This window comes from Aliidongia sp., assembly GCF_035943795.1.
In the GTDB taxonomy this organism is placed as follows: Bacteria; Pseudomonadota; Alphaproteobacteria; order ATCC43930; family CGMCC-115725; genus Aliidongia.
Genome location: NZ_DASZBY010000089.1, coordinates 23,957 through 36,292, shown reverse-complemented (window position 1 = coordinate 36,292; position 12,336 = coordinate 23,957). Strand labels below are relative to the sequence as shown.

The 12,336-nt window shown below is 65.8% G+C and carries 13 protein-coding genes; 7 read left to right on the top strand and 6 right to left on the bottom strand.

From position 1 onward, the window contains the following. The first annotated feature begins 51 nt into the window (after window positions 1-51). From VGV37_RS16360 to VGV37_RS16350, 3 genes are all read left to right on the top strand, one after another. Window positions 52-495, top strand: coding sequence for a hypothetical protein (locus tag VGV37_RS16360; RefSeq protein WP_326880770.1), 444 nt, complete (start codon window positions 52-54; stop codon window positions 493-495). A 17-nt stretch (window positions 496-512) separates the two neighbouring features. Then, complete coding sequence (locus VGV37_RS16355) at window positions 513-1,205, top strand: class I SAM-dependent methyltransferase (RefSeq protein ID WP_326880769.1); 693 nt, start codon at window positions 513-515, stop codon at window positions 1,203-1,205. Between the two features lie 64 nt (window positions 1,206-1,269). Next, complete coding sequence (locus tag VGV37_RS16350) at window positions 1,270-1,650, top strand: cupin domain-containing protein (protein WP_326880768.1); 381 nt, start codon at window positions 1,270-1,272, stop codon at window positions 1,648-1,650. Between the two features lie 3 nt (window positions 1,651-1,653). On the opposite strand, the gene VGV37_RS16345 is transcribed toward VGV37_RS16350, so the two are convergent. Genes VGV37_RS16345 through VGV37_RS16335 form a run of 3 tightly spaced genes read right to left on the bottom strand, consistent with a single transcriptional unit; the run spans window position 1,654 to window position 4,090 of the window. Next, window positions 1,654-2,259 (bottom strand): class I SAM-dependent methyltransferase, encoded by a 606-nt coding sequence (locus VGV37_RS16345; RefSeq protein WP_326880767.1) that lies wholly within the window; start codon window positions 2,257-2,259, stop codon window positions 1,654-1,656. Continuing rightward, on the bottom strand, window positions 2,256-2,957 hold the full coding sequence (locus tag VGV37_RS16340) for a PIG-L deacetylase family protein (protein ID WP_326880766.1): 702 nt from the start codon (window positions 2,955-2,957) through the stop codon (window positions 2,256-2,258). Before VGV37_RS16340 ends, VGV37_RS16345 begins: the two co-directional genes overlap by 4 nt. Further along, window positions 2,951-4,090 (bottom strand): acyl-CoA dehydrogenase family protein, encoded by a 1,140-nt coding sequence (locus tag VGV37_RS16335; protein WP_326880765.1) that lies wholly within the window; start codon window positions 4,088-4,090, stop codon window positions 2,951-2,953. Before VGV37_RS16335 ends, VGV37_RS16340 begins: the two co-directional genes overlap by 7 nt. Before the next feature lie 141 nt (window positions 4,091-4,231). Between VGV37_RS16335 and VGV37_RS16330 the strand changes: the two genes are divergently transcribed. Continuing rightward, window positions 4,232-5,815, top strand: coding sequence for an FAD-dependent oxidoreductase (locus tag VGV37_RS16330; RefSeq protein WP_326880764.1), 1,584 nt, complete (start codon window positions 4,232-4,234; stop codon window positions 5,813-5,815). An 11-nt stretch (window positions 5,816-5,826) separates the two neighbouring features. Further along, on the top strand, window positions 5,827-6,036 hold the full coding sequence (locus VGV37_RS16325) for a DUF2945 domain-containing protein (RefSeq protein ID WP_326880763.1): 210 nt from the start codon (window positions 5,827-5,829) through the stop codon (window positions 6,034-6,036). A 55-nt stretch (window positions 6,037-6,091) separates the two neighbouring features. Here the strand turns inward: VGV37_RS16325 and VGV37_RS16320 are convergent, their stop codons facing one another. After that, complete coding sequence (locus tag VGV37_RS16320) at window positions 6,092-7,036, bottom strand: PEP-CTERM sorting domain-containing protein (protein ID WP_326880761.1); 945 nt, start codon at window positions 7,034-7,036, stop codon at window positions 6,092-6,094. A 207-nt stretch (window positions 7,037-7,243) separates the two neighbouring features. Between VGV37_RS16320 and VGV37_RS16315 the strand changes: the two genes are divergently transcribed. Further along, the gene (locus tag VGV37_RS16315; RefSeq protein ID WP_326880760.1) at window positions 7,244-8,176 is read left to right on the top strand and encodes a glycosyltransferase family 2 protein; all 933 of its coding nucleotides are present in this window, start codon (window positions 7,244-7,246) and stop codon (window positions 8,174-8,176) included. 168 nt (window positions 8,177-8,344) lie between these two features. Then, on the top strand, window positions 8,345-9,277 hold the full coding sequence (locus VGV37_RS16310) for a glycosyltransferase (RefSeq protein ID WP_326880759.1): 933 nt from the start codon (window positions 8,345-8,347) through the stop codon (window positions 9,275-9,277). On the opposite strand, the gene VGV37_RS16305 is transcribed toward VGV37_RS16310, so the two are convergent. Both VGV37_RS16305 and VGV37_RS16300 read right to left on the bottom strand, forming a co-directional pair. Continuing rightward, window positions 9,268-11,301 carry a class I SAM-dependent methyltransferase gene (locus VGV37_RS16305; RefSeq protein ID WP_326880758.1) on the bottom strand — a complete coding sequence of 678 codons (2,034 nt, stop codon included), beginning with the start codon at window positions 11,299-11,301 and terminating at the stop codon, window positions 9,268-9,270. The two genes, VGV37_RS16310 and VGV37_RS16305, sit on opposite strands and share 10 nt — an antisense overlap. Next, entirely contained in the window at window positions 11,301-12,305 is a 1,005-nt protein-coding gene (locus VGV37_RS16300) for a rhamnan synthesis F family protein (protein WP_326880757.1), read from the bottom strand. Before VGV37_RS16300 ends, VGV37_RS16305 begins: the two co-directional genes overlap by 1 nt. Window positions 12,306-12,336: the final 31 nt, after the last annotated feature.

Here is a 12,336-nt window from a genome sequence, read left to right as displayed (position 1 = left end):
CGCGGGCGGTACCGGCGATAGCGACCGTCCGTTCCGAGGAGCTTGTTTCCCATGCGTCGAATATCGGCCGGTTTCCTGATGGTGAGCACGCTGTTGCTCACGCACCACGCCCTTGCGCGCGACACCGAATACCATCCGAAGATCGACGAAGTGATGAAGAACGGCGACTTCTATCTGCGGGTCGGCCCGGGGGTGGCGTTCTTCTTCGCCACGCAAAATCCGCCGGCGATCGACCAGACCTATGGCGAGTTCGTCACCAATCGGAAAACCGACTCTTTCGGCAGGTCCGACGAGGACGCGTGCCGCTGGGCCATGCTATCCGCGCTCCGGGAATTACGCGATCGGGCCAACCAGCTGGGGGGCGATGCGGTCGTCAATATCGTGAGCTACTACAAGAAGAAGGTCGTCGCGAGCGAGACCGACTATGAATGCCACGCCGGCGAATTCGTCGCCGGCGTGGCGCTCAAGGGTACCGTCGTCAAGCTCAAGCACTGAGGGGTCGGTTGCCGGGAATGACCGACGCGTACGTCCCGGAATCGCGGTTCGGCCTGTGGTTTCTGAAGAGCGAGATCTGGGTCGAACACGTCCTGGCGCGCGCCGTCGCGGATCTCGATCGGCTGATCCCGGACCGGCGCCCCTCTTATCCGGTGATCGTCGACGTCGGCTGCGGCTGGGGCCGCTCCTTCGCGCTGCTGCACGACCGCTTCCGGCCGGAGCGCATGGTCGGCATCGATATCGATGCCGACCTGCTCGAAGCCGCCGCCGCGGAAGCGTCCAGGTGCCGCCTGTCGGTGGCATTCGCGCGGACGAGCAGCGCGTGCCTCGGTCTGCCCGATCAATCCGCGGACATGGTCTTCTGTCACCAGACCTTCCATCACCTGGTCGACCAGGAAGCGGCACTGCGCGAGTTTTACCGGGTGCTGAAGCCGGGCGGCCTGCTGCTGTTTGCCGAATCGACGCGCAAATACATCCATTCATGGGCCATCCGCCTGCTGTTCCGCCACCCCATGGAGGTTCAGCGCAGTGCAGAGGAATATATCGCCATGATCGCCGAGGCCGGCTTCGCCGTGGCACCGGCGTCGATCTCCTATCCCTATCTATGGTGGAGCCGAAGCGACCTTGGCATTCTCGAACGCTGCTTCGGCCGAACGCCACCGGTCGGACGGGAGGAAACACTGGTCAACCTGGTCGCCGTCCGACCTTGAACGCCTTGGATCAGGAGCGAACGCCGACGTAAGATCCGGCCCTTGGCCGAGCGGGAGAAACGGAATGGATTCGACGGTGACGGTGCGCCATGCGGCCGACGATGCCTTCGCGGCGGACGGGCTGCGCGGCTTCTTCGAATATCGCGACCTGGGGATCGGCGATGCAACGGGCGGCCGGATGAAGGCGCATGTCATCCGGGCGCGCGACGATCACGAGGCCCGGCCGGAGTGGCATTTTCACGATCTCGAATTTCAGATGGTCTATGTGCTGAAAGGCTGGGTGCGCTTCGAATATGAAGGCACCGGCGAAGTGCTGCTGGAAGCCGGCTCTTGCGTCCACCAGCCGCCGCGCGTCCGCCATCGGGAACTCGGCCATTCGGACGACCTCGAGATGCTGGAAATCACCTCGCCCGCGGAGTTCGCGACGACCTTGGTCGCCGAATAGCCGCTACGCCCCGTCGGCCGGGCGATCCCCGCCGGCCAGCACGTCGAGCCGATAGAAGTCGTTATAGGCCTTGTGCGTCGCATGCAGGAAATCATGGGTCGCGGTCACGACATGGTCATGCACTTGGTCGCCGGTCAGCGGATAGTCGGTACCCCCGGTCCAGTGCACCAGCACGAACACCCCATCCGGCGTCAACGCATCGCGCAGCCAGGCGAGAAACAGGTCCAGGTCGGGCAAGGTCCAGTAATAGCCGACCTCGGACAGCACGACGAGGTCGAACCGGTCGTCCGGCAATTCGTCCGGGAACTGCATGCGGCGGAATTCGACGTTGGGCAGGTCGCCGCAGCGCCGGCGCGCGGCGTCGAGCGCGGTCTCGGCGATGTCGACCGCCAGCAACTGCCGGCAGTTGGCGGCAAGCCGCTGGGTGAAGACACCGATCGAACAGCCGATCTCGAGGGCGTTGCGATGGCCGCCGCCGATCGCGACCATGGTCGCATCGTATTTCTGCCGCTCGTAGTCGCTGGTGACGAATCCCCAGGGATCCGGCGAGCCGACGTAGAGATCCTCGAAATATTCCCGCGGCATGCGCAGGGTGCGGCGCTGCGTCATGGCCGAGCCTCGAAATAGGATTCCTGGGGCCGGTCGGCCCTGGCGAGCAGATCGTCCGGCAAGTGAAAGCCCGTCGGATCGTCGTCGATCACCAGCCCCAGCTGCGATCGATGGGCGGCGATCGCCCGGCGCTTCAGCGCCAGCACCGCGCCGATGTCGAGCGTGACGGGACGCCCCTCGCCGGCAGCGTCCGGCCGGGGCCACACGATATATTCCAGCTGCCGCGGCGGGGCCGGCAGCTCGGCGGCGGCGCGCGACCAGATCGCCCAGACCGCGCGATGATCGCCATGACTGTCGGCCCGGCCCGGAATGACCAGCAGGGACGGCTGCATCACCCGCAGCAAAGCCCGCGCCCGGACGGCCGCCCCCTCGAAGCCGTCCGCACCTTCATCGGGCACGAACCGGTCGCCCAATTGCCAGAACGACACGGCGCCCCCGGCGACGCCCAGGATGGCCAAGGCATCCAGCACCTCGCCCGCACGCACGGCCGCCAACCGCCCCGGCGGATGGCTTGGAGAATTCGGGTGGGAGCCGGTGCCGTCGGTCATGATCACGACGTGGACATCGACCTCCCGTCGGCGCAGCGTCGCGATCAGGCCACCGCAGCCGATGCTTTCGTCGTCCGGATGCGGGGCCACGACCAGGACGGTGCCCCGCAGCCCGTCCAGCTCCAGCATCGCCTCGCCGGCGCTCACCATGGCAGCTCGTCCGCCGCCAGCGCCGCACGGCCGACCGATGCCAGTGCCGCGTCGGGCGCCGGCTGGCGCATGTAGGTCGACAGGTCGCGGATCAGCCGCTCCATCGGGTGCGGCGCCAGCATGCCCTGCACGCCGACCGAGCGGCCGGCCAGCTCGAGGGTCAGGGTCGAGGCCTGCTCGATCGCGTGGCGCGCCATGTTGGCGGTTGCGATGATCTCGGCCGGGGCGTCGGTGCCGTCGAACACGGCGGCGGCGCGATCGAGCCACAGCCGCCCGGTTTCGACGGCAACCCGCATGCGGGCGAAGCGTTCGATCTGGTAGGGATCACCCTCACGCCCGGTCCGGCGCAGATGGGCATGCACCGTGCGCAGCAGCGCGAGCGCGCCGCCCAGTTGGACCGCTAGGAAGCGGATGCAGCCGGCGGAGAACCAGGGCTCGGCCAGATAGTCGTTCGCCTGGCCCAGGAACGCATCGGCGCCGACCCCGACTCCTTCCAGATCGATATGAAAACTCATGGAGGCGCGCATGCCGAGCGGCTGCCAACTGGTCCGGTCGATCCGGCAGGCGAGGTCGGCCATGGGCACCAGCAGCATCTGCCGCCCGCCGTCGGGGCGGCGGGCCGTGACCAGCGCGTGGGCGACCAGGCCGACGCCGGAAGCGAACGACTTGCCGCCGGCCAAGTGCCAGGCGCTGCCCGCGCGCACCAGCGTCAGCGGCGCCGCCGTGTCGGTGTTCCAGACGCCCAGCAGCGCGTGATGATGGCGCACCGCCATGGCGACCCGCTGCCGCTGGGTCGGCGTGCCGAACCGGTCGACCAGCAACAGGGCGTTGACATGGCCTTCGTAGAGCCGCCCGATCGCCAGGTCGCCGCCCCCGATGATGGTCAGGATCTCGAGCAGGCGCGCGGTCGACCCCGGCGTGCCGCCCAGGCCCCAACCGCCGGCGTCGAGGCCGAGCGGTGCCGCGAGCAGCCCGGCCTCGCCCAGGCGCCGGATGCTGGACGGCGGGACCAGGCCAGAGCGATCCAGCGCCGCCGCTTCGGCGCGGCAGGCATCGGCGGCATCGCGGGCGATCGCGCGCACGTCGGGCAGCGGGTCGGCACTCTCGGTTGGATCGACCCGAAGGGCTCGCACGTCGGCTTCTCCCGCTTCTCGGTTAGGCCTTTCAGAACTGCTGAGGGGAGATTTGGTTGCGCTGCCCGCCAGCGATGCGGGAACCGGGGGCGGAATTCGCGGCTTGAAGGGGAGACGGATCCAAAAACAACAGGTGCCCCCATGCCGAACCAAGCCCGTGTCGTGGCCCGCCTCGCCGATTTCCCCGACGGCACGATGCGGCAGGTCGAGGTCGATGGCGCCAAGATCCTGCTGGTCCGACGCGGCGACGACGTGTTCGCGATGGCCGGCACCTGTCCCCATGCGGGCGGTCCGCTCGCCGAGGGGATCCTCGACGGCGACCGGGTAGTCTGTCCCTGGCACAAGGCCGCGTTCTGCATCACCAGCGGCGCCTGCCTGGAACCGCCGGCGGTCGACGGGCTGCTCCATATCCCGGTCGGCATCCGCGACGGGGAGGTGGTGCTGGCGCCGGAGCCTCCGGTCCAAGCGCAGCCGGCTTTGCCGGCGGCACGCGATCCGCGCCGGTTCGTTATCATTGGCGGTGGTGGCGCCGGCGCCACGGCCGCGCAGACCCTGAGGGAAGAAGGGTTCGCCGGCGAGATCGCGATGATCGACCAGGATGGTGAACTACCCTACGACCGCACCCTGCTCAGCAAATACGTGCTGTCGGGCGCCGACGCCGGCGAGAAATCGCCGCTGCAGGACGAGGCGTTCTATCGCCATCACGCGATCGAGCGGATCCACGGCACGGTGCGGATGCTCGACCCGAAGGCACGCATCATCGTGCTGGAGGACGGCACGACGCGGGTCTATGACGCGGCCCTGATCGCGACCGGCGGCGCGCCGGTACGGCCGAGCTTTCCGGGGGCGCACCTGGAACATGTCTTCGTCCTGCGCAACCGCGCCGATGCGCGCCATCTGGTCGATGTCGCCGTGCCCGGCCGCAAGGTCGTCGTCGTCGGCGCCAGCTTCATCGGCATGGAGGTGGCCGCCAGCCTGCGCGAACGCGGGCTGGAGGTGACGGTCGTGGCCGACCAGCGCGCGCCGTTCGAGCCGCAGCTGGGCGCCGAGATCGGCACGATCTTCCGCAAGATGCACGAGGCCGAGGGCGTGGCATTCCGCCTCAACCGCCGGGTCGATCGGGTGACAGGCGAAGGGATGGTCGCCGGTGTGGTGCTGACCGATGGCGAGGAACTGGCGGCCGATCTGGTCGTGGTTGGCCTGGGTGTCCGACTGCAGACCGGCTTCCTGCAGGGCGTGCCGCTGCGCGAGGACGGCGGCGTCGACGTCGATGCCGAACTGCGCCTGGCCGATGGGCTTCATGCCGCCGGCGACATCGCTGCATTTCCGCTGCAAGGCGATGGACCGACGGTCCGGGTCGAGCATTGGCGCGTGGCAGAGCAGCATGGCCGGCTCGCCGCGCGCAACATGCTGGGCGCCGGACGGCATTACGTGGCCGTGCCGTATTTCTGGACGATCCAGTTCTCGAAGCGGCTCGACTACGTCGGCCACGGGTCCGGGTCGGATGAACTGATCGTGCGCGGCGACACCGAAGCGCCGGAATTCATCGCCTATTACCGGCGCGACGGCCGGATCGTGGCCGCGGCCGGATGGAACCGGGACCAGGACATGGCGGCGCTGATCGCGTTGATGGACCAGAAACGCGACTGGACGCTCGACGAGTTGCATCCGGTGGGCTCGTCGCCCAGCGCGGTGCTGGCGACCCGGCCCCACGAGACGGCCTGAGGAGAGCCATCATGGCGAAGGATTTGAAGTCGGGCGACAAGGTCCGGTGGAACACGCCCCAGGGCGAGACGACGGGCCGGATCGAGCAGAAATTGACCGGGGCAGCCAAGGTCAAAACCCATGCGGCGACCGCCTCGCCCGACGCGCCGCAGTTCGAGGTCCGCAGTGACAAGACCGGTGCGAAGGCAATTCACAAGCCCGGCGCGCTGCGCAAAGCTTGAGGCGTACCGCCGCGGAGCAGCAAGCTGCCCCGCGTCGGTACGCCTCATGGCGATGTCAGACGGTGGTCGTCTTTACCATGCCGCCGCGCAGGCGACGCTGGCGAGCCAAGCCCAGGCCGACCAAGCCTGTGAAGAAGAGCGCGATCGAGACGGGTTCCGGAACCGAAGTCACCGCGTCGAACAGGCTGGTGGTCGATCCCGCAGGCGGGATATCCGGGTCGGCGCTCTGAACCGGGCCGGTGCTGTCGCCCGTGCTCGGCAGCACGCCCGCCACCGACGTGAAGGTGATGTTCTCGGAGATCGAGAAAGGCGAATTGCCAACGATCTCGGCCACGGAGTTGGCCGCGGCGGCCAGGGTGCCGTTGCTGCCGATCGTGTTGAAGCAGGGCTCGTTCTTGCTGCCGCCCTTGGGCCCGTTGCCCGGATCGAAGCACGTCGTCCGATTGACGGTCAGACCGGTGGCATTACTTGTCACCGCGCCGAACTGCGAGGCGAAATTCATGACCTGGGCGGCGCTGGTCAAGTTGGTCTGCGTCACCGTCAGCGTCATGGTGCCGGCGCCATTGGCCGTCAAGGTCAATCCTTGGCTCAGCAGGTTGCTGGTGTTACCCGTCGACACCGACGAGATCAGGTCGCTGATCGTGAAATTTCCGATTGCGCCATTGAACTGATATTGACCGGCGGTACTTGTCGCGAACACCGGCGCGTCGTTGGCGCTATCAGTCAGTTCCGCAATGATGTCCGCCTTTGCCGGCGCTGCGTACGCGAATACCGCAGCCACCGCAGCAATCGCCATTGGCACACGAAGCATAGACATGACCAGAACCCTCACCCTTGACCCATTATTGACATAAACCACGGCGCGGTTCTTTGGTTCCAGAAATTTCGAGCCGCCCGACTTCTTATAATAGCCCCACGCGCCCTTCGTCGAAACCCGTTCGCCGATCCTGGCGGCAAACGGCGTGCAACTTGAAACGGCGGCAGGTACTCGCGTTTCCACGTGAACCCGCCGAAGGTCTGTGCGATCACATGAGGTTGCGGCTCGCAAATCCCGCGGAAGCAGGCAGCAAAGCCTCAGCATGTGACCAACCGACACGTTTAGCCTCAGGTTGCTATTCTCTCCAATGTATTCGCAAGGCCCCAGTTTTTCTTATCAAAGATTATCAAACGATCGGTTAAGAATCCGTGAACCCCGTAGAGAGCCTCCATGGTCATTCAATCGGCAGGCATGATAGATGTCATTATCGTTAACTGGAATTCAGGCAGGCACCTTGCCGACTGCCTCGCTGCGCTTGCCAGGAACAACGGAAAAGGTCTGATAAAATCGACCATCGTCGTCGACAACGCGTCGAGCGATGACAGCCTCGCTGTGGAAACCTCCCCCGACCTGCCGCTCGTCGTCGATCGCGTCGATGAGAACTTGGGTTTCGGGCGCGGCTGCAACCGCGGCGCTGCTCTGGGCGATGCCGACTTCCTGCTTTTCCTCAATCCCGACGCCAGAGTTCGCCCAGGTGCACTCGAAGCCGGACTATCGGCCCTTCAGAACCGCCGGGCGACCGGCATCGTGGGGCTGAAATTGGTCGATCATGCTGGGGAGACCCAGGAGAGCTGCTCGACCTTTCCGACAGCCTCGGCCGTTCTGGCCCGTGCGCTCGCCCTCGATCGATTGCCATGGTTGAGCCGCTTTCGCGCGTTCCTGCCCAAAGCCGCGTGCATCGAGAGCCGCGCGGTCGATCAGGTCATGGGCGCCTGCTGGTTCATGCCTCGTCCGCTGTTCCAGGCGCTCGGCGGTTTTGACGAACGATTCTTCATGTATTATGAAGATGCCGATCTCGCGCTGCGCGCGATGCAAGCCGGAAGGGGTAGTTGGTTTGAAATTTCTGGCGAGGTCGAACATATCGGCGGCGGCAGCAGCGGCGCGATACCGGCGAAACGGCTGTTCTATTTCCTGCAAAGCCGATTTATCTTCGCCAAAAAACACTTTGGCTATGGTCAATACATAGTCGTTTTGTTCGCAACCCTGGCGATTGAGCCTTGGAGCCGCCTTGTTTTGGCAGGCTGGCGCCAAGGATCGAGCGGATTCCGGTCCGTCATCGCAGGGTATCGTCTATTGTGGTGCTATTTGGTCAGCGAGAACTAACCCCGCATGTCGAAGGCGTCTAAGATCCAGGTTCTCGCACTGACGCGATACGGCCGTCTTGCAGCGAGTTCGCGCTACCGTCTCATCCAATTTCTGCCAGCACTGTCCACCGCGGCAATCGAAGTCGCCGTCAAGCCGCTCTTCGACAATTGGTACGTCAGATCGCTGGTGGACGGACAACGCCCATCGAAGTGGAGGGTCATCGCGGCCTATCTGCGGCGTGTCATGACGCTGCTGGGTCCGCAGAAGCCGGACATCCTTTGGATCGAACGCGAGCTTCTGCCCTGGATGCCCTGGACGCTGGAGCGTCTTTTGCTGGGTCGGCGGATCCCGACGATCCTCGATCTCGATGACAGCATCTACCACCGCTACGACCTGCACCCTTCCGGCTTCGTGCGGAAATTCCTGGGGCACCGCGTCGACCGCGCCATGGCGGCGGCAACCGTGGTCACCTGTGGCAACCCGACGATCGCCGCCCGAGCTCGCGAAAGCGGTGCCCGCCGGATCGTCGAGCTGCCGACGGTCATCGACCTCACTCGCTATCCCCCGGAACCGGCCGAACGGCCGCCGAACGAATTCTTCACGATCGGCTGGATCGGCAGTCCTCAGAACTCCCCGTACCTCGACGCGCTGCGTCAGCCGCTGACGCAGCTCGCCGCCGAAAGCCGGATTCGGATCCTCGTCGTCGGTGGACGTCCCGATGTCCTGAAGGGGCTTCCCGTCGAAGTTCGCCCCTGGTCGGAGGAGACCGAGGTCGCGGCCTTGTGCGAAATGGACATTGGGATCATGCCTCTGCCCGATCTTCCGTTCGAGCGCGGCAAGTGCGGCCTGAAGCTGTTGCAATATATGGCAGCCTGGAAGCCGGCCATCGCGTCGCCGGTCGGCATCAATGCCCAGATCATCGACGTCGGCATCGGCGGTTTCGTCGCGAACGGTCCGGACGAATGGCTCTCTGCGTTTCGCCGACTGCGCGACGATCCCGAACTACGCCGGTCGATGGGCCAAAGCGGCCGACGCCACGTGGAACGGGCCTACTCGCTCGAGCATGCGAGCGAGCGCCTGATCAAACTCATCAGGGGTTTGGTGCCGCCTCACGCCTGAGTGTCGAGCTCCTGCGTCAGCAGCTCCGTCACCAACGGGTGATCGGCCAGCAGAACCGCCAGATCGCTCTTCGCCCCTTCGGTGACCCAGGCGGGTGCGCCGGGTCCGACCAGGTCGGCCGCGGCGGCAGCGGCTCGATGGGCGTCGCCGGCCGTCAGCCAGGCGAGGGTCTCGTGATATTTGAGGCGGCAGCCGTCGACCGGCGAGGGCAACGGAACCGCCTCGATCGCCTCGACCCAGGCGCGCCCGAAATGGCCGGCCGCGCGCTCGGGCTCGCGATGATGCAGGAGCGCCAGCAGGCCGCGCGCATTTTCCACGCGCCAGCCGGGTTCATCCACGATCTTCGGCTCGATCAGCGCGGCCGGCTCCAGGAAACCCAGGATCGTCAGGGTGACCATCGCAGACGCCAACGCCGGCCCGGTCGCCGGTGGCTGCTGCTCGAGCAGGCGGCTGGCCAGGGCGCAAGCCTCGGTCGCCGATGTCGGGATGCGGGCGTCGATGCGGGCGGTGGCCCGGTGCGGTGACGCAGGATCTGTTTTGGCGTCCTCGCGGTGACGTGCCTTGAACTCCGCGGCCATCGCCATGAGTGCCGGCTCGCCGGTGGCCGCACTCATGGCTGCGTCCGCGTCTCCAAGATCGATCAGCAGCCGGACGATCGATTCCAGCAATTCCCCGGTGAGTGGGACTGCGCGGGCACGAAGGCGGGCAAGGACACGGCGGGGATCGACGCGACACAGCGACAGGAGCGCCTGGCGTGCCGCGACGATCTCGAAATCCCCGGTCTCGCCGTCATCGATGCCGATGGAAACGTAAGCTTCGCGGAAGACCGTCGCCGCAGCGCTGGCGAGGTCGAACCGATTGGCCGCGACCGCGGGATTGCCGTCGCCGTTCTGCGCGATCATGCCTGCGCAATAGAGAATGCCCGGAAGGCACCAGGGGGCACCGAATTGCCCGGTCCGCGGCCCCGAGCGCACCCGCTCGACCACGCTGTGCGCGAGCGGTTCGTCCACCACAATGCCGAAGACCTGCTCGATGTCGGCCGCGAGCATCGCCAGTAGAGACCGCCCAGCGTCGTAGTCGCCGGCGTTGGTGAATTCCTTCAGCAGGCGATAGCGCAACCCCCGCCGCAACGACGGCCGAAGCTCGTTTCGCTCGAGCGCCTGTTCCAGGTACTTGCGATAGAGCCCCCGGTCGAGCGGCGCCGAAACATCGAAATCGAGCACGCGCTGCGAGGCATAGGCGACCAGTCGGTGCCCGCGGGACGTCACGGACACATGCGCGAAACCCGCCGTGAGCAGCAGGTGGCGCAAGCCCTGTTCGCAATAGAGGATCAAGTGATGGCCCGGGCTGAGCGCCAGCACCAGTTCGGGCAACGGGGTTTCGGGCCGGATGGAGCCGGCGTCCGGCGTCGAGAGTGCCAGCACGCCGTCGGGCGCCAGATGCGCCCGGCAAATCGCCAGAAACGCCTCGGGCGTGCCGACGTGCTCGATCACTTCCGAGGCATAGACGACGTCGAAGCGGCCACCCAGATCGGCCTCGGTCGTGGCATAGATCGGCCGGATGTCGAGATCGAGCGCGAGACGGCCGGCGTCCGCGAGGGGGGATGGATCGACGCCGATGCAGCGCCATCCGAACAATCGCTGGGCGGCATCGACGGAGAAACCGAAGCCGCAGCCGATCTCCAGATAGCGTTGAACGCGCTGGGCCGGCAATCGCGCGATCGGCTCGATCAGCGCATCCACGCCGGCGCCCTGCTCGACATAGAAATCCGCCGACCAGGGAAATCCCGTCCCGCCCTCATAGGCGAACGGCTCGAGGTCGTCCCAGAACAGGTTCGAACAGTCGGGGCAGCGCAGCAGGGTGATGACCCCGCGGCCCGGCGCCAGGCTCTGCGTCCTGAGGATTGACGGTTTGGCGCCCCCCGTCCTGCACACCGGGCACTCCGCCGCAATCGCGTCCGCAGCGCCCGTCCAGGTCACCGCCGAGGTCGTTTCCCCGCCGCCGCCATCGAATTGGTCGACCATCAAAACACCCTGTCCTTCGCCGTCGACTGCAGATATTCCTCGATCAGGTCGACGGGGTAATCGCTCGACTGCTCGATGGTGCTTCGCCACCCCGACAGAAGCGGGACGCCGGCGGGATTCTTCTCGACCAACTCGCGCTTCAGGAACGGGAATTCCAGGTCGGTAATCAGGTATTCCCAGAAATAATGCGTCGGATTGAGCGGGTGACCGGCGTTCACGCTACGGAACAGCCGGTCGAAATATTCATCCCTCAAAGGATGCACGCCCTTCGGTGGCCCGACGAGCGCGCAGTCGAAGACGGCTTTCGTGAGCGTCCGATAGGGAAAGAGCGCGCGCAGCCTGAGGCCGCCCCTGAGCATGGCTTGGCTCAAGCCGATCTCATATTTATAGATGACGACCCGCTTGCTGGAAACGTAGCGGAGCCTCTGCCAGAAATCGGTGAATATCTTCGACCGCAGGGCCTTGGATCCAACCAGGACGAAATAGCTTTGCAGATGGTATTTTCCGCTGAAGCTGTCGGTCATGCCCCAGATATCGGCCTTGTCGAAGTCGCATCGGCCCAGGATCTCGGGGATGTTCTGCAAGGGGCCGAAAATACTGTCGTTCACCAGCAGAAGCTGCTCGGCACCCGCGATCTCCGGTGTGAGCGAGATGCCGTCCCGCCACGCACCGAAATCATAGCCGATATTGTCGCGGTGAAGTACCCGGGCGCAGTGGGGCAACACCGTTTCCAGACTGTCTCTATCGATCTGCCGCGCGTTCGAGACGATGACGGTCGAAAAGCCGGCTTCCTCGAGCGCCCGCAGCAGATACAGGAAATACCCGGCAAAGCGCCCGTTGGTCGAAAAATGGACCAGCACCGCGATCTTGCCGGACGGTCGGATGCCGCTTTGTCCCTCCCATCGCTGCCTGACGTAGTCCGGCTTGGAGTGGCGCCAGCTGGTATACCAGGACACGCGATCGGCAACGGGGTTGTATAAGGATTGCCAAACGCGTTGTACCACCTGCGAAGCGTTCATCGTTCGGCGTAACCCC